Consider the following 21305-nt stretch of genomic DNA (forward strand, 5'->3'; position numbering starts at 1 on the left):
GTGGGCACGCGGCCGGACGGGCAGTCCTCGGTGACGGGGCCCGTCTGGGGACTCCTCGACTGTCCGTCGGTCACGGTGGCCATCCAGGTCTCGCCTCGCGGTCGTGTGCGGCCGGGCCCGCCACACCTGCCGTGACGTCAATTCCGGTTTGATATCCGGTAGTTGACCTTCATGACGGCCGCCCGTGCGGTGGCTCCCCCGGTCACTATGGTCTCGGACACACTCAGCTCGCAACCTGCGTTCTGATAATTTCAGAACGTTTGACTTCACCCTGCCCGTGCCGTCGACGGCGTGGCACACTGCCGCTGTGACGGCCGCTCCGGGAGGCAGGACGTGAAGGAGAACCGCTCTGGCGGCAGTGCGCCCACCGTCCTGCGGATGGTGCTCGGCAGGCGTCTGCGCCACCTGCGGGAGCGGGCCGGGGTGTCCTTCGAGGACGCGGCACGGACCATCGAGGTCACGCCCTTGACGGTCCGCCGGATCGAGAAGGCCGAGGTCGGCCTGCGCATCCCGTACGTCAAGGAGCTGCTGCGCGCCTACGGCGTCCCGGCGGCGGAGATCGACGACTTCGTCGCCCTGGCCAGGGAGGCCAACCGGCCGGGCTGGTGGTACAAGTACCGTGACGTACTGCCGGAGTGGTTCAGGGCGTACGTGAGCCTGGAGAGCGAGGCGAGCGTCATCCGCCTCTACGAACCCCACTACGTGCCGGGCCTGTTGCAGACCCACGACTACGCCACCGCGCTCATGCGGGTCGGCTTCCCCAACGAGTCGGAGGAGGGGATCGCCCGGCGTGCGGCCCTGCGCCTCAGACGTCAGGACCTGCTCGCCAAGCCGGACGCCCCGGCGGTGTGGGCCATCCTGGACGAGACGGTGCTGCGCCGTCCCGTCGGCGGCGCCGCGGTGATGCGGGACCAACTGGACCGGCTGGCCGAGGCGTTGGAGATGCCGAAGGTCCGTATCCAGATCATGCGCTTCTCCGTGGGGGCCCACCCCGGCGCCTACGGCCCCTTCCACCACTTCCGCTTCGGCTTCTCCGAACTCCCCGACGTCGTCTACACCGAGAACCTCACGGGCTCGGTGTACTACGACCGGCCGGAGGACGTCGTGGCGTATCTCGAAGTCCTGGACCGGATGTCCGTGCAGGCGGAACCGGTCGCCCGGACCAGGGACATCCTGGGCGAACTGCGCAAGGAGTTGTGATCATGGGATTCACCGCATCCGACGGCCCCGCCCACAGCGGCACACCGGCCGGCGACCTGGGCGCCGAGGGCTGGCACAAGCCCTGGAGCGGCACCAACGGCGGCTCCTGCGTCGAGGCCAAGCGCCTGCCCGACGGCCGTGTCGCCCTCCGCCGGTCCACGGACCCCGAGGGGCCCGCGCTGGTCTACAGCCGGGACGAGATGATCGCCTTCCTGACGGGCACCAAGGCCGGCCTGGCGGACTTCCTGGTCGACTGAAGTCCGCGCCGGCTTGCCGGAACCATCGCCAACTCGCCCTGATGACAAGGACATTGGCGCTACGTTGGGAACCGGACGAGGAACGTACGGCAGGAGACCCCCCATGACAGACGGCGAGCACACCCCGGACCGGGACACCCTGTTCAAGATCGACACCACGGTGCCGCACTCGGCCCGCATCTGGAACTACTGGATGGGCGGCAAGGACAACTACGAGGTCGACCGGATCGCGGGCGACGCCTACCGCGAGCACGCGCCCACCATCGAGACGATGGCCCGCGCCTCCCGCCAGTACCTGATCCGCGCCGTGACGTACGTGGCCGGCGACCTCGGCATCCGGCAGTTCCTCGACATCGGCACCGGACTGCCGACCTACGACAACACCCACCAGGTCGCCCAGCGCATCGCCCCCGAGTCGCGCATCGTCTACGTCGACAACGACCCGCTGGTGCTCCGCCACGCCCAGGCCCTGCTCACCAGCACCCCGGAGGGGCTGACCGAGTACATCGACGCGGACCTGCACGAGCCGGAGAGGATCCTCGAGAGGGCGGCGAAGATCCTCGACTTCGAGCAGCCGGTGGCCCTGATGCTGATGGGCATCCTCGGTCACATCCAGGACTACGAGGAGGCGAAGTCGATCGTCCGCCGCCTCCAGGCGGCCCTGCCCTCCGGCAGCTGTTTCGTGCACTACGACAGCACCGACACCGACCAGGCGCTCAAGGAGGCCCAGCAGGGCTACGACGACACCGGCGCCGCCCCGTACGTACTGCGCGGCCCGGAGCGGCTCGCCGCCTACTACGAGGGTCTGGAGCTGGTCGAGCCCGGCATCGTCTCCTGCCCGCTGTGGCGTCCCGGGCCCGGCACCACGCCCGAGCCCACGGACATCCACGGCGGCGTGGCCCGCAAGCCCTGACGCCCCGCCGCCGGGTCCGGTACGGCCCGCCCGGGTCTACGGCGCCGTCCGCAGGAAGTCCGCCAGCCCCTCCAGGAGCCGGTCGGCGTCCTCCTCGTCCGTGTAGGGCGCCAGTCCGACGCGCAGCCCGCCGGTGTCGCCGAGACCGAGCCGGTGGGAGGCCTCCAGGGCGTAGAACGCGCCCGAGGGTGCCGCGACCGCGCGGTCGGCCAGGTGGCGGTAGGCGTCGACGGTGCTGCGGCCCTCGATGGTCAGCAGCAGGGTCGGGGTGCGCTCTGCGGCGCGCGAGTGCACGGTGATCCCCGGGAGGCGGGACAGCCCCTCCTCGATACGGCGGCGCAGGGCGTCCTCGTGGCGCTCGAGCGAGCCGAGGGAGGTGAGGAGCCGTTCCCGGCGGGTGCCGTGCGCCTGCGGGTCCATCCCGGCGAGGAAGTCCACGGCGGCCCGGGTGCCGGCCAGCAGCTCGTAGGGCAGGGTGCCCAGTTCGAACCGCTCGGGGACCGTGTCCGGCGAGGGCAGCAGCTTGTCCGGGCGCAGGGCGCCGAGGAGGTCCGGGCGGCTCGCCAGCACGCCGAGGTGGGGGCCGAGGAACTTGTACGGGGAGCAGGCGAAGAAGTCCGCGCCCAGGCCCGCGAGGTCGACCGCGGCGTGGGCGGTGTAGTGCACGCCGTCGACGTACAGCAGGGCGCCGCGCTCGTGGGCCAGGGCGGCGATCGCGGGTACGTCCGGGCGGGTGCCGATCAGGTTGGAGGCGGCGGTGACCGCGACCAGCCGGGTGCGGTCGGACAGCTGGGCCTCGATGTGCTCCGGGGTGAGCTCGCCGGTCGCCGGGTCGAAGTCGGCCCGGCGGACGACCGCCCCCACGGCTTCGGCGGCCTGGACCCAGGGCCGGATGTTGGCGTCGTGGTCGAGCCGGGTCACGACCACCTCGTCGCCCGGCGACCACGTCCTGGCCAGCGCGCGGGAGAAGTCGTACGTCAGCTGGGTCGCGCTGCGGCCGAAGACGATCCCGGACGGCTCGGCGCCCAGCAGGTCCGCCATGGCCTGCCGGGCGGCGCCGACGCAGGCCTCGGCGTTGTGCTCGCCCAGTGTGCCGGTCCCCCGGTTGGACAGCGGACCGGCCAGCGCCTCGGCGACGGCGTCGATGACGGGCTGCGGCGTCTGGCTTCCGCCGGGCCCGTCGAACTGGGCCCAGCCGGACTTCAGTGCGGGAAACTGCGCGCGGACACCGACGATGTCATGAGCCATGGAACACCCCTTGCCTACCCTCTCGAACGCCGCGGCGGGAGCCGCCGCCCCATGATCCAACGCCCGGCGCCCCCGCGGGTCAATACGCCGGGGGCCCGCGTTCCCCCAGGGCCACCTGCCGGGCGGGGTGCGTCCTCGGAAAATATCCGTTGGACCCTTTCCGGAGGTCCTGCATACCCTAGGTGAAAAGCTAATGCCTTTAGGCAACCGATCGCGCCGCCCTCCGGAGGCTCCCATGAGAAAACTGACCGAGCAGGACATACGCACCTCATTCGTCAACTGCTCCAAGGGCGAGGCCAAGCGCCTGTCCGTCCCCCGGGACCTCGACGAGCGCCCCTGGGACGACCTGGACTTCCTGGGCTGGCGCGATCCGGGGGCGCCCGACCGCAGCTACCTGGTCACCGAGCGGGAGGACCGCCTCGTGGGCGTCGCCCTGCGCTTTCCCCCCTCGCAGCGCAACTTCCTGCACCGCAGCCTGTGCTCGCTGTGCCTGACCACCCACCCCGGCGGCGGGGTCTCGCTGATGACCGCCCGGAAGGCGGGCGCGGCGGGCCGCGAGGGCAACTCGGTCGGCGTGTACATGTGCACGGACCTCGCCTGCTCGCTCTACGTACGCGGCAAGAAGGTCCCCGAGTCCGGAGTCCGCTTCGAGGAGAGCCTCACCCTGGAGGAGCAGATCGCCCGTACGACGGGCAACCTGGCGGCCTTCCTGGACAAACTGCACGCCTGACCCCGGGCGCGGGACCACGTTCGACTCGTCGGAGAACGGGGAACAGCGCAAGGGATGCACGATGTACATGAGTGGCCGTCGTCCCTCGTCCGGACGGTGAAGCGGCACCGGGACCCCGTGGTCGTCCAGGCGTTGCGGTCGACGGTCGCGGCGACGATCGCCTACGTGATCGCGAAGTGGCTGAGTCCGGAGCCGGCGCCGCTGACCGCCCCCCTGACGGCCCTGCTCGTCGTCCAGGTCACCCTCTTCGCGACGCTGAAGATGAGCATTCGCCGGGTGAACGCCGTGGTCGCCGGCGTGATCGTCGCCATCGCCTTCTCCCTGCTGGTGGGGCTCACCTGGTGGAGCCTGGCCCTGGTGATCCTGGCCGGGCTGGGCGTCGGGCACCTGGTGCGGGTGGACGAGTTCGTGGTCGAAGTGGCGATCAGCGCCATGCTGGTCCTCGGCGTCACCACCGTCGGCAGCACGGCCTGGGCACGGGTCGTGGAGACGCTGATCGGTGCGACGGTCGGCCTGTTCTGCAATCTGCTGCTCGCTCCCCCGGTGTGGACCGAGCAGGCGGGCGAGTCGATCGAGGGACTGGCACGCCGGATGCGGCAGTTGATGCTGCACATGGGTGAGGAGGCGGCCGGCGGCGTCCCGGCGGAGCAGGCGGCCGCCCGGCTGCACGAGGCACGCCGCCTGGACCACGACATCTCCGACGTGGACGCGGCACTGCGGCAGGCCGAGGACAGTCTCAGGCTCAACCCGCGGGTGCGCGAGGGGCTGCTGAACCGGGTGGTGCTGCGCACCGGGCTGGACACGCTGGAGATCTGCACGGTCGTGCTGCGGGTGCTCGCGCGCTCCTTCACCGACCTGACCAAGCAGCGGGAGCCCGAGCCGCTGTTCTCACCGCAGGCGGGTCCGCTGGTGCAGCAGTTGCTGTGCGAGATGGCCGACGCGGTGGTCAGCTACGCGGTGCTGGTCACCACGGACGTCAGCGAGAGCGCGGAGTCGGCCGAGGCCCGGCTCGCCGCCGAGCTGCGGCAGGCCGCGGCCACCCGGGACAAGCTGGCGCAGCAGCTGCTGGAGGAGGTGCAGCGGGACACGAGCCAGTGGCAGCTGCGCGGCGCGGTGCTGACCGAGGTCAACCGCATCATCGACGAGATGGACATCGAGCACCGCTCGCACCGCCTCCTGGAGGAGCTGGACCGGCACACCCGGGAACAGCGGGAACGCCGCCCCCGTCTGACCCGCCTCGCGGACCAGCTGGGGACACCGGTGAAGCTGGGGCGAGACCGCGAGGACACGGCGCGTCGTTCTTCGTGAGAGGCGGGGCGGGGCGATGGCGGGCTACCACCGAACGATGCTGGACGCGGCCGGACGCCTCACCGGCCGCTGGGACCGCGCGCAGGCCGCCGGCCGGACCGTGGACGTGCCCGGCGACATGACGAAGCCGACCCTGGAGACGATCGTCCCCGCACCGGCTTCGGCCACGACTTCGGCTCCGGCGGAACAGGTACGCGTGTCAGCCCCGCGCTGCCCAGCGCACGGGGCGGGAGACCGATCCGGGCAGCCGGGTGCCGGCACTCCCCCGGGCCGCGTCAACCTGCGGCTGGGTCAGGAAGAACGCACCGGTCAGATCGGCGTCCGTGAGGTCGGCGTCCCGCAGGTCGGCGCCGATCAGATCCGCCTGGCGCAGATCGGCACCGGTGAGGTCGGCCGCGATCAGGCAGGCGCCGCGCAGACTGGCCCCCCGCAGATCGGCTCCCCTCAGCCGGGCCCCGATCAGGTCCGCGCCCCGCCGGTCCTTCCGTCCGCCCTTGGCGCCCCGCACCTCTGCCCGCGCCAGCTCACTGCTGCGCAGCAGGAGCACGTTGACCTCCTGCCGGTGCGCCCCGACGTCCAGGGCGGCCAGTTCCCCGGGCGGCAGCAGGGTGAGCCGCTCGGTCCGCTCCAGGGCCCGGCGCAGTTCCGCGTGCACCGGCCGCGCGGCGTCCAGCGTGAGCGCCTCGGTCAGGTACCACAGCAGCTCGTGCAGCTGCCGTACGACCGGAAACGCCTCGAACATCCGCCGGGCGTCGTCCTCGGGGCCCGTACGCCAGTCCCGCCCGCCGAAGGTGACCTGCGAGACCTTCTGCCCGGCCCCGAAGCAGTCGTAGACCGTGCACCCGCTGAATCCTTTCTCCCTGAGCCGCGCGTGAATCCCGCACCGGTGGTCCCCCTGAAGGTTCGGGCAGGGTTTCCCGGCGGGCTTGTCGAGCGCGAAGTCCGCGGAGGCGGCGAAGGGCAGGGCGACACAGCACAGCCCGAAGCACCGCGCGCAGTCCCCGCGCAGCTCGGGCCGGGCGGGCCGGTCGGCGGTCTGATCTGACATGACGTCCACCCTACTGACGTGCGGGAAGGGCCCGGACGGCGGTCAGGGCTCCGGCGCGGCCAGGTCCAGGCGTTCCAGGCGGTCCGGGTCGGCCAGGATGTACATGTGGGTGATCCGGTCGTCGGTGATGGTGACGCCCATGACCGACAGCGGCCGTCCCCCGGGGGCGTTGGCCACGCCGATCGCGCCGTTGACCAGGACGAGGCGGGCGGTCTCGGCGTACCGGGCGAAGGTGAGGGCCCCGGCGGCCACGGTCCTGGCTCCGTGGACCACCTTGGAGGCGGCCGCGCCGCGGACCAGGGCGCCGGAGTCGACGCGGAGCACCACGTCGGGGTGGAGGACGGCGACCAGGGCCTCGAAGTCGCCGGCGCGTGAGGCGGCGAGGAAGGCGTCGAGGACCTGCCTCTGGCGTCCGAGGTCGGCCTCGGAGGGCGGGGTGGCGCCCTGCACCCGGCGGCGGGCGCGACTGGCGAGCTGCCGGGTCGCCGCGGCGCTGCGCTCCACGACCGGCGCGATGTCGTCGAAGGGCACCGCGAACAGGTCGTGCAGCACGAACGCCAGCCGTTCGTCTGGCTGGAGGGTTTCCAGGACGACGAGCAGGGCGAGCCCGACCGAGTCGGCCTGGAGCGCCTCCTGCTCGGGGTCGGTCCACGGCAGGGGCCGGATCACCGGGTCGGGGACGAAGGTGTCGTCGGTGTCGTCGGTGCCGTCCAGGGGCTCCTCGCGGCGGGCGCTGCGGGAGCGGAGCAAGTCGAGGCAGACCCGGCCGGTCACGGTGGTGAGCCAGGCGCCCAGGTTCTCGATGGCGTCCGCGTCCGTGCGGATGAGCTTCAGCCAGGTCTCCTGGACGGCGTCCTCGGCCTCGGACAGCGAGCCGAGCATCCGGTAGGCCACCGCCCGCAGCTGCCCGCGGTGCTCCTCGAAGCGCTGCGCCAGGACGTCCTCGTCACCCGTGCCGGCCATGTCCGTTCCCCGCCCCCCCCGTTCACCGTCTCACCGTCCGTCTTCCGTCGTCCGTCGTCCGTCGCGATCACCTTAGGCGCCCGCGTGCCTCACCGGCCGAACAATTCGAACGCCACCGCCGGTTTTCCGCCGAACCGTTCGCCCGCCGCCGCGGCGGTCGAGGTCAGGAAGTCGCGGGCGTACGACTCGGGGTCCTCGTCGGTCAACGCCTCGATGTAGGTGCGGTGTTCCAGGAGCGAGCGCACCGCGCGCTCCAGGCCCGGGCCGGCGTCCACGGCGTGGGTGGGCGTGGCGGAGCCGGCCACGGCGACCCAGCGGACGCCGTTCCAGGGCTCGAGGCCCTGTTCGGCCAGCTCCGGAAAGATCCAGCGGTTGCCGGCGTCCGCCGCCGCGTCCAGGGCGGCGCGGCCGACGGCCACGTGGTCCGGGGTGTTCCAGAGGGCGTCGCCCCAGGTGTCGCGGTGGTTGAGGGTGATCACGAGTTCGGGGCGGTGGCGGCGTATCGCGGCGGCGATGTCGCGGCGCAGGGCGGTGCCGTACTCGATCACGCCGTCCCTGTGGTCGAGGAACTCCACCTTCGCCACGCCGACGACGGCCGCGCCCGCCCGCTGCTCCCGCTCCCGCAGCGAGCCGCACTTGTCCGGTTCCAGCGTGTCGATGCCCGCCTCGCCGCGGGTGGCGAGGACGTACGCGACCTCGCGGCCGTCGTCGGTCCAGGCGGCGACCGCCGCCGCGCATCCGTACTCCAGGTCGTCCGGGTGCGCCACCACGGCGAGGGCGCGCCGCCAGTCGTCGGGCATGGGCTGAAGGGGGCTGGTCCTCGGCTGCGTCATGCGCGCAGACTAGCCAGCCCGCCGTGCCCGCGGTCAGGCCTCGTCGCGGACCAGCGCGAGCAGCCGGTCCAGGACGCGGGGGCCGCCGGCCCGGACGCCGTCGTGTTCGAACTCGTCGGTGACCCAGGTGCGCAGGCCGCGGATCGCGCGGGCGGTGTCGAGGGAGTGGGCGGTCTCGACGTACATGTCGTCGTGGTAGACGGCCGCGGCGACCGGGACCTCGTTGGCGGCGAGGCGGGCGGGGTCGTACAGGGGCTTCCAGCCGGTGCGGGCGGCGAGCAGGTCGGCGGTCTCGCGCAGGGGGCGCAGCGCCGGGTCGCAGTCGAACATCCACGGGTGCACGGACTCGCCGGTGAACAGCACCGGACCGTCGCCCGCGAGCGCCTTGGCCGCGTCGAACTGCGGGAACTCGGCGCGGACCCGCTCGGCCGACCAGGCGGTGGGGCGGGCGTCCTGGCCGTAGATCGCCTCGTGGACGAGGGCGTACAGCGGGTGACCGGCGTACGACAGCAGGCCCTGGACCTGCCCCTGGAACGCGTCGGACAGCTCCGGCCCCCGCGGGGTGCGCACGAAGGCGTCCTCGAGGAGGTAGTGGAGGCGGTGGCTGCCGTCGCCGCTGCCGAGCACGATGCCGAGGGACTGGAAGGCCTCGACGGTCAGGCGGTAGCCGTTCGGGAGCACCACGTCGTGGGTGAGGAGGTGGTCGGCGATACGGCGGACGCGGTCGACGTCCTGCGGATAGCGGGCGTAGTGGGCGGCGACCTTGCGCTCGATGCGCGGGTAGGCGGCCCGGTAGACGTCGTCGGCGTGCGCGTCCAGGGAGGGCAGTCCGCCGGTGATCAGGGCGGCGGCCAGGCCCTCGGGGTGCGCGGAGAGGTAGTGCACCGTGCAGAAGCCGCCGAAGCTCTGGCCGAGGACGGTCCAGGGGGCGCCGCCGGTCACCTCGGGGCGGATCGCCTCGCAGTCGCGGACGATCGAGTCGGCGCGGAAGCGGGTGAGGTAGTCGGCCTGCTCGGCCGGGCCGCCGCGCAGCGGGAGGGTCTGGCGGTTGGCGGGCGTGGAGTGGCCGGTGCCGCGCTGGTCGAGGAGCAGGACGCGGTAGTCCTCCAGGGCCCGGCCGAGCCAGGCCTGCTTGCCGATGAAACGGTTCGCCCCGAAGCCGGGCCCGCCCTGGAGGTAGACCAGCCAGGGCAGGTCCTTGCCGGCCTTGCCGGCCTTGTCGCTCGCGACGACCTCGCGGGCGTAGAGCTCGATCGTCTCCCCCGCCGGGTCGTCGTGGTCGAGCGGCACGGTGAAGGAGCGGTCGGTGAGGACGACGCCGGGCTGGCGGTAGCTGACGGTCAACGGTTCTCCCGGGACGGAGGGTTTACGGCCGCGTCCCAGTTCAGCACATGTTCGTCCACCGCCCGGCCTCGGGGATCACGGCAATCGCTGGACGTGGGTCAGCGCGCGGGCAGGCTGGAGCCGCGTACCACCAACTCCGGCTGGAGCACCACCCGCCGGTGCTCGTGCGCCGTCGGTGCCCCCTGTGCCTCGGTCTCCTCCAGCAGCAGTTCCGCCGCCAGGGCGCCCATGGTGACCGCGGGCTGGCGGACGGAGGTGAACGGGACGGCCGCGGCGGCGGCGCTCGGCAATGTGCTGGTGCAGGCTCGGGCGCACGTCTGGTCGGTGACCGGGCCGGGATGCGGCGCCTGCTGGCCCGTACGCAGCGGCTCACGCGGTACGAGCCGCGCGGTGACGCGGCGGCCTGGCGGGCGGCCGAGGCCCGGCTCGCCGCCGTCGCCCCGTGAGCCACCCGCCCGACCGGTCCCCCACTACGCTGAACGCGTGTGGGCAGTACCTCCATCACTCGTCCGATGACCGACCACAAGGAGCCGCGATGCGTGTCGCCCTGTTCCTGACCTGCGTCAACGACACGCTCTATCCGGACACCGGGCGCGCCGTGGTGAAACTGCTGACCAGGCTGGGCGTGGAGGTGGACTTCCCGATGGCCCAGACGTGCTGCGGGCAGGCGCACTACAACACCGGGTACCGGCACGAGGCCGAGCCGATGGCCCGGCACTTCTCCGATGTCTTCCGGGACTACGAGGCGATCGTGACACCGTCCGGATCGTGCGCGGCGATGGTGCGGGAGCTGTATCCGCGCCTGGGCGCGCGGGCACGGGCCGAGGGGCGCGGGGACACGCTGGAGCGGGTGCTGGCGCCCGTGGTGCCGAAGACGTACGAGCTGACGGAGTTCCTGGTGGACGTGCTGGGGGTGACGGACGTGGGGGCGTACTACCCGCACCGGGTGACGTACCACCCGACCTGCCACGGGCTGCGCGTCCTCGGCCTCGGGGACCGCCCCCGGCGACTGCTGCAGGCGGTGCGGGGGCTGGAGCTGGTCGACCTGCCCGGCGCCGAGGAGTGCTGCGGGTTCGGCGGCACCTTCGCGGTGAAGAACCCCGACGTCTCGGCGGCGATGGGCGCCGACAAGGTGCGCAACGCCGAGTCGACGGGCGCCCAGGTGCTGTGCGCGGGCGACAACTCGTGTCTGCTGCACATCGGCGGGACGATGACCCGGCTGGGCGCGGACATGCGGCCGGTGCACCTCGCGGAGATCCTGGCCAGCACGGAGGAGGAGCCGGCGGCATGAGCGGCACGTTCGTGGGGATGCCCGCCTTTCCCCGGGCCGCGCACGACGCCGTGCGCGACACGACGCTGCGCGGCAACCTGCGCCACGCCACGCACACCATCCGCGCCAAGCGGGCCAGGGCGGTGGCGGAGGTCTCCGACTGGGCAGCGCTGCGGGAGGCCGGCAAGCAGATCAAGGACCACACCCTGCGTCACCTGGACCGCTATCTGGAACAGGTGGAGGAGGCGGTCACGGCGGCCGGCGGCACCGTGCACTGGGCGGTCGACGCGGACGAGGCCAACCGGATCGTGACCGACCTGGTCAAGGCGACCGGGGAGACGGAAGTCGTCAAGGTCAAGTCGATGGCCACGCAGGAGATCGGGCTCAACGAGGCTCTGGAGGCGGAGGGCGTCCGGGCCTACGAGACCGATCTCGCCGAGCTGATCGTGCAGTTGGGCGAGGACCGGCCCTCGCACATCCTCGTCCCCGCGATCCACCGCAACCGCGGCGAGATCCGGGACATCTTCCGCTCCGAGATGGGCGCGTGGGGCCGCCCGGCCCCCGAGGGGCTGACGGACACGCCCGCCGAACTGGCGGAGGCGGCCCGGCTGCACCTGCGGGAGAAGTTCCTGCGCGCCAGGGTCGGCATCTCCGGCGCCAACTTCGTCGTCGCCGAGACCGGCACCCTGGTGGTCGTGGAGTCCGAGGGCAACGGGCGGATGTGCCTGACCCTGCCCGAGACGCTGATCTCGGTCGTGGGCATCGAGAAGATCGTGCCGACCTGGCGGGACCTGGAGGTCTTCCTGCAGACGCTCCCCCGCTCCTCCACGGCCGAGCGCATGAACCCGTACACGTCCATGTGGACCGGTACGGCCGACGAGGACGGCCCGAGCGCCTTCCACCTGGTCCTGCTGGACAACGGCCGCACCGACACGCTCGCCGACGAGGTGGGCCGCCAGGCCCTGCGCTGCATCCGCTGCTCGGCGTGCCTGAACGTCTGCCCGGTCTACGAGCGGGCCGGCGGCCACGCCTACGGCTCGGTCTACCCGGGGCCGATCGGCGCGATCCTCAGCCCCCAACTGCGCGGTACGGAGAGCGAGATCGACGCCTCCCTGCCGTACGCGTCCTCGCTGTGCGGGGCCTGTTACGAGGTGTGCCCGGTCGCCATCGACATCCCCGAGGTGCTGGTGCACCTGCGGGAACGGGTCGTCCAGGGCGGCCCGGTGACGCGGGGCGGCAACAAGGTGGTGCTCCGGCCCGCGAAGGGGCACGCCGCCGAGCGCGCGGCGATGCGGGCGGCCCGCTGGGCGCTCACGCACCCGGGCGCCCTGCGCGGCGGCCAGCGACTCGCCTCCCGCACCCGCCGCCTCCATCCGCGCTCGCTGCCTGGCCCGGGCCGGGCGTGGACCGGCACCCGCGATCTTCCGGCGGTGCCCGCGGAGCCCTTCCGCGACTGGTGGCAGCGCACGCACGGCGGCAAGGAGGGCTCCCAGTGAGCAGCAGGGACCGGATCCTGGGCCGGGTGCGGCGCGCGCTGGCCGACGTACCGCAGGACGACGCCCCGTACGCGCGGGCGGTCTGCCGGGACTACCTGCGGCAGCACGGCGAGCGGGACGCCGGGGAGACGGTGGATCTGCTGGCCGAGAACCTCGTGGACTACCGGGCGGTGGTGCACCGCTGCGGCACCGGGGAGCTGCCCGGGCTGATCGCCCATCTGCTCGGCGAGCGCGGTTCGAGGTCCGTGCTGGCACCGCCCGGTCTGGACGAGGGCTGGCTGGCGGACACGGACCTGAAGCGGGTCGCGGACCTGCCGGACAGCACGCCCCGCGAACTGGACCGCGTCGACAGCGTGGTCACCGGCTGCGCGCTCGCCGTCGCCGAGACCGGCACGATCGTCCTCGACGGCTCCCCCGACCAGGGCCGCCGCCGCATCACCCTGATCCCCGACCACCACATCTGCGTCGTACGCGTTCCCGAGCAGGTCGTCTCCTCCGTCCCCCAGGCCCTCGAACGCCTCGTCCCCGGCCGCCCGCTCACCTGGATCTCCGGCCCCTCCGCGACCAGCGACATCGAACTGGACCGCGTGGAGGGGGTGCACGGGCCGCGCACCCTGGAGGTGGTGCTGATGAGCGGGTGAGGGGACGACGCGTCGCTCCGGCCGCCCCTCGCCCGGGTGGTCACGCGCCGTTCATGAGGCCGCGCCGCACGACCGCTCCCGCCGCCGCGGCACCGAGGGCGACCCCGGAGGCGACGAGCGCGGGATGGCGGGCCAAGGCGGCCTCGAAGGACCGGCTGTGCGCGGAGTCGTCGAAGATGCCGTGGGCACCGTGGTCGCTGCCCTCCACGCGGTCGACGGGCTCGTAGAGGTTGCTCTCGCCGCTCGGGGGCCGCTGGTCGGTCTGCTGGGAGTCGTAGCCGGTGCGGGCCAGGTAGCGGTCGAGCAGGGCCGGGGCCAGGCGGTTGGCCCAGACGGTGGCCAGGGTGGTGGCGCCGATGTAGTACTGCTTGCGGCGGGGGTGGTCGGCGGCGTGCACCACGCCCCGGGCGGCGACTTCCGGCTGGTAGATCGGCGGGACGGGCTGCGGGTGCTTGGGCAGCCGGGACCGCACCCAGGAGAACTGCGGGGTGTTGACGGCCGGCATCTGGGCGATCGTCACGTGTACGTTGCTGCCGCGGTGCATCAGTTCGGTGCGCAGGGAGGAGGTGAAGCCGTTGATGGCGTGCTTGGCTCCGCAGTACGCCGACTGCAGCGGGATGGCCCGCTCCCCCAGCGCCGAGCCGACCTGCACGATCGTGCCGCGGTCGCGCGGCAGCATCCGCTTCAGCGCACTGCGGGTGCCGTTGACGAAACCGAGGTAGGTCACCTTGGTGACCCGCTCGTACTCCTCGGCGGTGATCTCGTCGAAGGGCGCGAAGACACTGGTGAACGCGCAGTTGATCCATACGTCGATGGGGCCGAAGGCCTGCTCGGCGGCCGTGGCGGCCTCTTCGACCTGCTCGGCGCCCGCGGTGTCGGCGGTCCGCACCAGCGCCCTGCCGCCGAGTTCCTCGACCTCCCTGGCGGCGGCGTCCAGACCGGCCTGCCCGCGGGCGATCAGGACGACGTTGGCGCCGCGCTTGCCGTACAGGCGGGCGGTGGCGCGGCCGATGCCGGCGCTGGCTCCGGTGATGACGACGGTCTGGGGCATGGTTCAGCTCCTCCTCGCTCGGCGGCGCGCGCCGTGCCGTTCGGGGTCCTCTGCCAGGCGGGCGGCGGTCTCCAGCAGCAGGGCGTGGACGAACGCCTGCGGGAGGTTGCCGCGCAGCTGGCGCTGGGCGATGTCGAACTCCTCCGCGTACAGCCCCGACGAACCGCAGGCGCCGCGGTTGCGTTCGAACCAGCGGTGCGCGTCGACCTCGTGGCCCTGCTCGTGCTCGGCCAGCGCCATGAAGAACCCGCACAGCAGGAACGCGCCCTCGGCCTCCTGCAGGGGCCGGTCGTCGTGGCGGAAGCGGTAGATGAAGTGGTCCTGGGTCAGGTGCTCGCGGCAGGCGGCGAGGGTGGCGCGGGTGCGCGGGTCGGCGGCGGGCAGGGCGCCGCGCAGGGCGGGCAGCAGCAGGGCCGCGTCGACGGCGGGCTCCTCCGGGGTGCGCTGCCAGTACCCGTCGGGGTGCACGCTGGTGGCCGAGACGGCGTCGAGCAGGGTGTCGGCGAGGCGGGTGCAGGTGTCGGCGAGCGGCCGGCCGGGGGCGGCGCCGGCCAGGGCGCGCAGTCCGGCGACGCAGCTGAGCCGGCTGTGCGTCCACGGGCGGGGGTCCAGCTCCCAGATGCCGGCATCGGGTTCCCGCCACCGCTCGCCGACCGCCCCGACCGCGAGTTCGGCGGCCTTCCAGGCGTCGGCGTCCAGCCGGCCTTGGCGTTCGGCGGCGGCGAACAGCAGCAGTGCCTCGCCGAAGCAGTCCAGCTGGAACTGCTTGTCCACGTGGTTGCCGACCCGGCTGAAGCCGCCGGGGTAGCCGGGCAGGTCGAGTTCGTGCTGGCCGGGGACGGGCTTGCCGTGCACGGTGTAGGCGGGGGCGAGGTGCGGGCCGTCGGCGAGCAGCCGCTCGCCGACGAAACGGACGGCTGCGTCCAGGAGTTCGGGGGCGTTCGCGGCGGCCGCGGCCTGCCCGGCGTAGCTCTGGTCGCGGATCCACACGTACCGGTAGTCGTAGTTGCGGCCGGTCTCGGCGCGTTCGGGCAGGCTGGTGGTGGCCGCGGCGACCATGCCGCCGCCGTGGGAGGTGAGCCCGCGCAGGGTGGCGTAGGCGCGCCGGGCGTCGCGCGGAGCGATGGTCTGCTCCAGCGGGGGCACGCCCCGCTGCCAGGCCTGTTCGGTGGCGGCCCATGCCTGGTCGGCCCGGGGAAGGGGGTGCGGCAGCGGGGAGTCGGAGCACTCCAGGACCAGGTCGTGGTGCTCGCCGGGTGCGAGGACGAGGTCGGCGGTCAGGCCCTCGGCGCGGGCGGTGGCCGGCGCGGCGCCCTGCCAGCGCAGGCGGTGGTGGCCGGTGTTCAGGTGCCATACGCCGCTGTCGTCGCGGTGCGGGGTGGTCTGCGGGGCGCGGCCGTAGTCGGCGCGCGCGTCGAGGACGACCCGGACGTGGGCGGTGCCGTCGACGGCGACGATCCGCCGCAGCAGGACCAGGCGGTTCGCCTCGCCGGGGAAGGCGAGGGTCTCGCGGCACTCGATGACGCCGTCGGTGGTGACCCAGCGGCTTCGCCAGATCAGGGTGCCCTCCTCGTAGTAGCCGCCGGGGACCCAGCGGCCGCGCGGGGTGATCGCGTAGACGCCCGCGCCGCCGATGAGGGAGGCGAAGACGGCGTCGTCGTGCCAGGTGGGGGCGCACAGCCAGGCGACGGCGCCGTCCGGTCCGATCAGCGCGCCGCGCTCCCCGTCCGCCAGCAGCGCGTAGTCGTGCAGTGCGTGCGGCGGGAAGGAGGGGGTGGGGCTCATGCCTGCTGCCTCCCTTCCGTCAGGCCACGCGGTACGTCTGTGCGCGCCCGGTGCCGAGGGCCGGCATGGTGCTGTCCCGGCCGAGGGCACCGTCCGCTTCCGGGGCGTCGGCGGGAAGGGTGGACACGGCGGTGTCCACTCGCTCCACGGCCGGGGTGCCGCTCACCTGCCGCCCTCCGTGCCGGGCCGGTCCTCGCGGTGCCGGCCGCCCGGCAGGAACTCCTGGACCTTGGCCTTGAGGCCCTGGCGGACCATGGCGGCGCGGTCGCTGTCGCCCTTGAGGACGGCGGTCGCGGCGGCCTCGATCTGGTCGAGGGTGGCGTGCGGCGGGATGGGCGGCACGGCCGGGTCGGTGACGAAGTCGAGCACACAGGGCTTGTCGGAGCCGAGCGCGGCCTCCCAGGCGCCCCGCACGTCGCCGGGCTTCTCGATCCGCATGCCGTTCAGGCCGATCAGGCGGGCGAAGTCGGCGTAGGCGACGTCCGGGATGGACTGGGAGGGCAGGAACTGCGGGGCGCCGGCCATGGCGCGCATCTCCCAGGTGACCTGGTTGAGGTCCCGGTTGTTCAGGACGGCCACGATCAGGCGCGGGTCGCTCCACTCCTGCCAGTACTTGGCGATGGTGATGAGCTCGGCCATGCCGTTCATCTGCATCGCCCCGTCGCCGACCAGGGCGATCGCCGGGCGATCGCCGTGCGCGAACTTGGCGCCGATGACATAGGGCACGCCGGGCCCCATGGTGGCCAGCGTGCCGGACAGGGAGCCGCGCATGGCGCCGCGCAGCTTCAGGTGGCGGGCGTACCAGTTGGCGGCGGAGCCGGAGTCGGAGGCGAGGACGACGTTGTCGGGCAGCAGGTCGTTGAGGGCGTGCGCGACGTACTCGGGGTTGATCGGGTCGGCGTCGACGGCGGCGCGCCGCTGCATGACCTCCCACCAGCGGGCGGTGTCCTGCTCGACCTTCTCGCGCCAGCTCCTGTCCTTGTCCCCCTTGAGCAGCGGCAGCAGCCGGATCAGCGTCTCGCGGGCGTCGCCGACGAGGTTCACCTCGAAGGGGTAGCGCATGCCGATCATGTGCGGGTCGATGTCGATCTGCACGGCCCTCGCCTGCCCGAACTCGGGCAGGAACTGCGTGTACGGGAAGGACGAGCCGATCACGAGGAGGGTGTCGCAGCCCATCATCAGCTCGTACGACGGCCGGGTGCCCAGCAGGCCGATCGCGCCGGTGACGTACGGCAGGTCGTCGTCCAGGGCGTCCTTGCCCAGCAGGGCCTTGGCGACACCGGCGCCGAGCCGGTCGGCGACCGCCATGACCTCCTGCCGGGCCCCTCGGGCGCCCTGCCCGACGAGGATGGCGACCTTCTCCCCGGCGTTGAGCACCTCGGCGGCGCGGGTGAGGTCGTCGTCGGTGGGCACCGGCGCGTAGTGCGGCATGCCGAGGCTGGAGGGCACCATCTTGAAGGCGTGCTCGGGCGGCGAGTAGTCGAGTTCCTGCACGTCGGCGGGGATGATGACGGCCGTCACCGAGCGGCGGGCCATGGCGGTGCGCATCGCCCGGTCGAGCACGTTGGGCAGCTGTTCGGGGACGGTGACCATCTCGACGAAGTCGGAGGCGACGTCCTTGTAGAGGCTGACCAGGTCGACCTCCTGCTGGTAGGAGCCGCCCATGGCGCTGCGGTTGGTCTGCCCCACGATCGCGACGACCGGTACGTGGTCGAGTTTGGCGTCGTACAGGCCGTTGAGGAGGTGGATGGCGCCGGGGCCGGAGGTGGCGGCGCAGACGCCGACCCTGCCGGAGAACTTGGCGTAGCCGACGGCCTCGAAGGCGGCCATCTCCTCGTGGCGGGCCTGGATGAACCGGGGGTTGTCGTCGGCGCGGCCCCAGGCCGCGAGCAGCCCGTTGATGCCGTCGCCGGGGTAGGCGAAGACGTACTCCACCCCCCAGTCGCGCAGGCGCTCGAGGACGTGGTCGGAGACCTTCATCGACATGTTCGAAGACCTTTCCGGGGTGGTTGCTTTCGTGGGGGCGTGGTCACGGACGGCGCAGGTGGCGCAGGGCCGTCCGGCCGGCCGCGGCCGCTGCCGCCGCTATGAGGGCCGCGGCGCCGGCGGTGGCCGCCCACCGGGCCGCGCGGGAGGGGTGGGACGGCCGCTCGGCCAGACGTTCGGGCCGGCGGCTGGGCAGGTTCCCCTCGAGGCCGAGGGCGAGCGCCTCGGCCAGGTGCAGGGCCCGGCGGCCGGTGCCGCCCTGTTCGATCTGGGTGCGGCAGCTGAAGCCGTCGGCGAGGACCAGGCTGTCGGGGGCGGCCTCGCGGACGGCGGGCAGGACGCCCTGTTCCGCGACGGCCATGGAGACCTCGTGGTGACCGCGTTCGAAACCGAAGTTGCCGGCCAGGCCGCAGCAGCCCTCGTCCAGGACGTCGGCGTCCAGGTGGGCGCGGCGCATCAGTTCCCGGTCGGCGTCGAACTTCATGATGGCGTGCTGGTGGCAGTGGGTCTGCACGGTCGCCTGCCGGGTGATCCTCGGCGGCTCCCAGCCCTCGGGAGCGTGGTGCACCAGCTGTTCGGCGAGGGTGCGCACCTGCCCGGCCAGGCGCTTGACGTCCTGGTCGGCGGGCATCAGCTCGGGCGCGTCGGCCCGGAACACCGCGGTGCACGAGGGTTCGAGGCCGATGATGGGGGTGCCGGCCTCCAGGTAGGGCCGCAGCACGTCCAGGGTGCGCCGCAGCACCTTCTCGGCGACGGTCAGCTGGCCGGTGGAGATCCAGGTCAGGCCGCAGCACACGGGCCGGGTGGGTACGGCCACGCGGAACCCCGCGTCCCGCAGGACCCGTACGGCCGAGATCGCAACGGACGGGTGGAAGTAGGTGCTGAAGGTGTCGGGCCACAGCACGACGGTCCGCGGGTCGGCCGGGTCGGGTTCCGCCGTGTCCTGCACCTGCCACCACTGCAGGAAGGACCGCTGGGCGAAGACCGGGGCCTGCCGTTCCCCGGCCACGCCGGCCAGCGCCTTGCCCGCGCGGGCCAGCAGTGGCGCCTGGAGCACCGTGTTGACCAGCGACGGGGCGACCCGGGAGAGCCGGGCCCACACCGGCAGCCAGCCCATGGAGTAGTGGGCGGCCGGGCGCAGCCGTCCCTCGTAGTGGTGGGAGAGGAACTCCGCCTTGTAGGTGGCCATGTCCACGTTGACCGGGCAGTCCGACTTGCAGCCCTTGCAGGCCAGGCACAGGTCGAGCGCGTCACGGACCTCGGTGGAGCGCCAGCCGTCGGTGATCGTGGAGTCCGCGTGCCCGCCGAGCATCTCGAACAGCAGCCGGGCGCGGCCCCGGGTGGAGTGCTCCTCCTCCAGGGTGGCCCGGTACGACGGGCACATCACGCCGCCCTGGTGGGTGCGGCAGTTGCCGATGCCGACGCAGCGCATCACCGCGCGGGTGAAGGAGTGGTCGTCCTCCGGGTAGCCGAAGTGCGTACCGGGCGTGGCCGGGCGCCAGGCGGGGCCGAGGCGGAGCTGTCCGTCGACCGGGTTCGGGTCGACGACCTTGCCCGGGTTCATCCGGTTGTCCGGGTCGAACAGCGCCTTCAGCTCGCCGAAGGCGGTCACCAGGCGTGCGCCGAACATCCGGGTCAGCAGCTCGCCCCGGGCCTGGCCGTCGCCGTGTTCGCCGGACAGGGAGCCGCCGTAGGAGGCCACGAGGTCGGCGGCGCGCTCGACGAAGCGGCGGAAGACGGCGACGCCCTCGGCGGTCCTCAGCCCGAACGGGATCCGGGTGTGCACGCAGCCCTGCCCGAAGTGCCCGTACACGGACGGGTGGTCGTAGTCGAACTCCTCGAACAGCTTCTTCAGGTCGCGCAGGTAGTCGCCGAGCCGGTCCGGCGGCACGGCGGAGTCCTCCCAGCCCTCCCAAGTCTCCCGGTCGTCCGGCGGGCGCGCGGTGACGCCGAGTCCGGCCTCGCGGGCCTTGAGCATCTTCTGCTCGCGCTCGGGGTTGTCGGAGAAGGCCACGTCCGGGTCCTTCTCGCTGCGGCCGATGGCGCGCAGCAGGGCGTTCGCCTGCTCGTCGACGTCCTCCTGGCTGTCGCCGCTGTACTGCACCAGGAGCCAGCTGTCGCCCTCGGGCAGGACGTTGAGGGAGTCCAGGTAGGCACCCTCCTCGCGCATCAGCTGCGCCATCCGCCCGTCCAGCGCCTCCAGCTGGCTGGGCGAGCAGTGCTCGAGGAGATGGGTGACGTCGTCGCCGGCCCGGCAGATGTCCTCGTAGCCGAGCACCAGGATGGACTGGTACGGCGGCACGGGCACCAGGTCCAGCTCGGCGCGCAGTACGGTCACCAGGGTGCCCTCGCTGCCGACCAGGGCCCGGGCGACGTCGAAGCCGTTCTCGGGCAGCAGCGAGTCGAGGTTGTAGCCGGAGACCCGGCGGGGGATCTTGGGAAAGCCGCGCCGGATGTCGGCCAGGTACTCGGTGACGATGCGGTCCAGGCCGGCGTAGATCTCGGCCTTGCGGCCGCCCTCGGCGGCGATCCGCGCCCGTTCGGCCTCGGACGTCGGGCCCACCCACATGCGCAGCCCGTCGTAGGTGAGGACTTCCAGCCGGCGTACGTTGTCGACGGTCTTGCCGTACGCCTGCGCGGACGCGCCGCACGAGTTGTTGCCGATCATGCCGCCCAGCGCGCAGTGGCTGTGGGTGGAGGGCTTCGGCCCGAACTGGAGCCTGTGGTCGGACAGCCGCTGGTTGAGCCGGTCGAGGACGATGCCCGGTTCGACCACGCAGGTGCGCGCGTCGGGGTCGACGGATATCAGGGCGTGGCAGTACTTGGTCCAGTCGATCACCACGGCGGTGTTCGTGGACTGTCCGGCCAGGCTGGTGCCGCCGCCGCGGGACAGCACCGGCGCGCCGAACCGGGCGCACACCCGTACGGCATCCGCCCCGGCCTCCACCGTGCGCGGGACGACGACGCCGATCGGGACCTGCCGGTAGTTGGAGCCGTCCGTGACGTACGCGCCCCGGCTCCCGGCGTCGAACCGGACCTCGCCGTCCACGGTCTCGCGCAGCGCCGCCTCCAGGCCGGCCACGTCCACCGCGGAGGCGTCGAGGGGGGATGTGCGACTCATCAGGGGCTACCGCCTTCCTGAACCGTGCGGGACGTCCTGTGCCTGCGGACGGCGGTCCGGCCACCGTCGCCCACCCCGGGTACCCGTCCTTGCAGTGTGCAAGGGCGGCTT

The 21305-nt window shown here is 72.9% G+C and carries 18 protein-coding genes and 3 pseudogenes; 10 read left to right on the forward strand and 11 right to left on the reverse strand.

From position 1 onward, the window contains the following. The first annotated feature begins 378 nt into the window (after positions 1–378). The 3 genes from C1I97_RS00975 (at position 379) to C1I97_RS00985 (ending at position 2370) form a co-directional block, all read left to right on the forward strand. Positions 379–1200: a helix-turn-helix domain-containing protein gene (locus C1I97_RS00975; protein ID WP_111001340.1), complete on the forward strand. Its 822-nt coding sequence runs from the start codon at positions 379–381 to the stop codon at positions 1198–1200. Between the two features lie 2 nt (positions 1201–1202). Next, positions 1203–1457 (forward strand): DUF397 domain-containing protein, encoded by a 255-nt coding sequence (locus C1I97_RS00980; RefSeq protein ID WP_111001304.1) that lies wholly within the window; start codon positions 1203–1205, stop codon positions 1455–1457. A 103-nt stretch (positions 1458–1560) separates the two neighbouring features. Next, the gene (locus C1I97_RS00985; RefSeq protein WP_111001305.1) at positions 1561–2370 is read left to right on the forward strand and encodes an SAM-dependent methyltransferase; all 810 of its coding nucleotides are present in this window, start codon (positions 1561–1563) and stop codon (positions 2368–2370) included. Between the two features lie 36 nt (positions 2371–2406). Here C1I97_RS00985 and C1I97_RS00990 read toward each other — a convergent pair whose 3' ends face one another. After that, complete coding sequence (locus C1I97_RS00990) at positions 2407–3618, reverse strand: cysteine desulfurase-like protein (RefSeq protein WP_111001306.1); 1212 nt, start codon at positions 3616–3618, stop codon at positions 2407–2409. Between the two features lie 235 nt (positions 3619–3853). On the opposite strand from C1I97_RS00990, the gene C1I97_RS00995 reads away from it, so the two are divergent. The 3 genes and pseudogenes from C1I97_RS00995 to C1I97_RS40910 form a co-directional block, all read left to right on the forward strand. After that, a complete protein-coding gene (locus tag C1I97_RS00995; RefSeq protein WP_111001307.1) occupies positions 3854–4348 on the forward strand; it encodes an FBP domain-containing protein in 495 nt (164 codons plus the stop codon). Positions 4349–4402: 54 nt separating this feature from the next. Beyond that, positions 4403–5656 (forward strand): aromatic acid exporter family protein, encoded by a 1254-nt coding sequence (locus C1I97_RS01000; protein WP_111001308.1) that lies wholly within the window; start codon positions 4403–4405, stop codon positions 5654–5656. Positions 5657–5669: 13 nt separating this feature from the next. Then, positions 5670–5836: pseudogene (locus C1I97_RS40910) on the forward strand (cytochrome P450); the annotation flags it as partial. Positions 5837–5855: 19 nt separating this feature from the next. On the opposite strand, the gene C1I97_RS01010 reads toward C1I97_RS40910, so the two are convergent. The 5 genes and pseudogenes from C1I97_RS01010 to C1I97_RS01030 form a co-directional block, all read right to left on the reverse strand. After that, a complete protein-coding gene (locus C1I97_RS01010) occupies positions 5856–6704 on the reverse strand; it encodes a pentapeptide repeat-containing protein (RefSeq protein ID WP_111001341.1) in 849 nt (282 codons plus the stop codon). Between the two features lie 42 nt (positions 6705–6746). Continuing rightward, entirely contained in the window at positions 6747–7667 is a 921-nt protein-coding gene (locus C1I97_RS01015; protein WP_111001309.1) for a sigma-70 family RNA polymerase sigma factor, read from the reverse strand. Between the two features lie 89 nt (positions 7668–7756). Then, positions 7757–8500, reverse strand: coding sequence for a PIG-L deacetylase family protein (locus C1I97_RS01020; RefSeq protein ID WP_111001310.1), 744 nt, complete (start codon positions 8498–8500; stop codon positions 7757–7759). 33 nt (positions 8501–8533) lie between these two features. Then, complete coding sequence (locus tag C1I97_RS01025; RefSeq protein ID WP_111001311.1) at positions 8534–9844, reverse strand: alpha/beta fold hydrolase; 1311 nt, start codon at positions 9842–9844, stop codon at positions 8534–8536. 98 nt (positions 9845–9942) lie between these two features. Continuing rightward, positions 9943–10125 (reverse strand): annotated as a pseudogene (locus tag C1I97_RS01030) (substrate-binding domain-containing protein); the annotation flags it as partial. Here C1I97_RS01030 and C1I97_RS01035 point away from each other — a divergent pair. The 4 genes and pseudogenes from C1I97_RS01035 to C1I97_RS01050 all read left to right on the forward strand — a co-directional run. Further along, a pseudogene (locus C1I97_RS01035) lies at positions 10100–10290 on the forward strand (rhamnulokinase); the annotation flags it as partial. The pseudogenes C1I97_RS01030 and C1I97_RS01035 sit on opposite strands and share 26 nt — an antisense overlap. An 89-nt stretch (positions 10291–10379) precedes the next feature. Beyond that, a complete protein-coding gene (locus C1I97_RS01040; protein ID WP_111001312.1) occupies positions 10380–11135 on the forward strand; it encodes a (Fe-S)-binding protein in 756 nt (251 codons plus the stop codon). After that, positions 11132–12610 (forward strand): LutB/LldF family L-lactate oxidation iron-sulfur protein, encoded by a 1479-nt coding sequence (locus C1I97_RS01045; protein WP_111001313.1) that lies wholly within the window; start codon positions 11132–11134, stop codon positions 12608–12610. The genes C1I97_RS01040 and C1I97_RS01045 overlap by 4 nt, the downstream gene beginning before the upstream one ends. Next, entirely contained in the window at positions 12607–13251 is a 645-nt protein-coding gene (locus tag C1I97_RS01050) for a LutC/YkgG family protein (RefSeq protein ID WP_111001314.1), read from the forward strand. Before C1I97_RS01045 ends, C1I97_RS01050 begins: the two co-directional genes overlap by 4 nt. A gap of 40 nt (positions 13252–13291) precedes the next feature. Here the strand turns inward: C1I97_RS01050 and C1I97_RS01055 are convergent, their stop codons facing one another. The 5 genes from C1I97_RS01055 to C1I97_RS01070 are packed head-to-tail and all read right to left on the reverse strand — an operon-like array spanning position 13292 to position 21194. After that, positions 13292–14302, reverse strand: coding sequence for an SDR family oxidoreductase (locus tag C1I97_RS01055; protein ID WP_111001315.1), 1011 nt, complete (start codon positions 14300–14302; stop codon positions 13292–13294). 3 nt (positions 14303–14305) lie between these two features. Further along, positions 14306–16087 (reverse strand): glycoside hydrolase family 15 protein, encoded by a 1782-nt coding sequence (locus C1I97_RS01060; protein WP_111001316.1) that lies wholly within the window; start codon positions 16085–16087, stop codon positions 14306–14308. A 19-nt stretch (positions 16088–16106) separates the two neighbouring features. Then, positions 16107–16253, reverse strand: coding sequence for a hypothetical protein (locus C1I97_RS39540; protein ID WP_181446502.1), 147 nt, complete (start codon positions 16251–16253; stop codon positions 16107–16109). Next, positions 16250–18073 (reverse strand): thiamine pyrophosphate-requiring protein, encoded by a 1824-nt coding sequence (locus tag C1I97_RS01065; protein WP_111001317.1) that lies wholly within the window; start codon positions 18071–18073, stop codon positions 16250–16252. Before C1I97_RS01065 ends, C1I97_RS39540 begins: the two co-directional genes overlap by 4 nt. A 43-nt stretch (positions 18074–18116) precedes the next feature. Further along, entirely contained in the window at positions 18117–21194 is a 3078-nt protein-coding gene (locus C1I97_RS01070; RefSeq protein ID WP_111001318.1) for an FAD-binding and (Fe-S)-binding domain-containing protein, read from the reverse strand. Positions 21195–21305: the final 111 nt, after the last annotated feature.

Origin of the sequence: Streptomyces sp. NTH33 (assembly GCF_003236365.1) — a bacterium.
Lineage (GTDB): Bacteria > Actinomycetota > Actinomycetes > Streptomycetales > Streptomycetaceae > Streptomyces.

Excerpts from the sequence above, each read along its gene's own strand:
- C1I97_RS00975 (WP_111001340.1), top strand. The coding sequence starts at position 379 with ATGGTGCTCGGCAGGCGTCTGCGCCACCTGCGGGAGCGGGCCGGGGTG.
- C1I97_RS00980 (WP_111001304.1), top strand. The coding sequence starts at position 1,203 with ATGGGATTCACCGCATCCGACGGCCCCGCCCACAGCGGCACACCGGCC.
- C1I97_RS00985 (WP_111001305.1), top strand. The coding sequence starts at position 1,561 with ATGACAGACGGCGAGCACACCCCGGACCGGGACACCCTGTTCAAGATC.
- C1I97_RS00990 (WP_111001306.1), bottom strand. The coding sequence starts at position 3,618 with ATGGCTCATGACATCGTCGGTGTCCGCGCGCAGTTTCCCGCACTGAAG.
- C1I97_RS00995 (WP_111001307.1), top strand. The coding sequence starts at position 3,854 with ATGAGAAAACTGACCGAGCAGGACATACGCACCTCATTCGTCAACTGC.
- C1I97_RS01000 (WP_111001308.1), top strand. The coding sequence starts at position 4,403 with ATGCACGATGTACATGAGTGGCCGTCGTCCCTCGTCCGGACGGTGAAG.
- C1I97_RS01010 (WP_111001341.1), bottom strand. The coding sequence starts at position 6,704 with ATGTCAGATCAGACCGCCGACCGGCCCGCCCGGCCCGAGCTGCGCGGG.
- C1I97_RS01015 (WP_111001309.1), bottom strand. The coding sequence starts at position 7,667 with ATGGCCGGCACGGGTGACGAGGACGTCCTGGCGCAGCGCTTCGAGGAG.
- C1I97_RS01020 (WP_111001310.1), bottom strand. The coding sequence starts at position 8,500 with ATGACGCAGCCGAGGACCAGCCCCCTTCAGCCCATGCCCGACGACTGG.
- C1I97_RS01040 (WP_111001312.1), top strand. The coding sequence starts at position 10,380 with ATGCGTGTCGCCCTGTTCCTGACCTGCGTCAACGACACGCTCTATCCG.
- C1I97_RS01045 (WP_111001313.1), top strand. The coding sequence starts at position 11,132 with ATGAGCGGCACGTTCGTGGGGATGCCCGCCTTTCCCCGGGCCGCGCAC.
- C1I97_RS01055 (WP_111001315.1), bottom strand. The coding sequence starts at position 14,302 with ATGCCCCAGACCGTCGTCATCACCGGAGCCAGCGCCGGCATCGGCCGC.
- C1I97_RS01060 (WP_111001316.1), bottom strand. The coding sequence starts at position 16,087 with ATGAGCCCCACCCCCTCCTTCCCGCCGCACGCACTGCACGACTACGCG.
- C1I97_RS01065 (WP_111001317.1), bottom strand. The coding sequence starts at position 18,073 with ATGTCGATGAAGGTCTCCGACCACGTCCTCGAGCGCCTGCGCGACTGG.
- C1I97_RS01070 (WP_111001318.1), bottom strand. The coding sequence starts at position 21,194 with ATGAGTCGCACATCCCCCCTCGACGCCTCCGCGGTGGACGTGGCCGGC.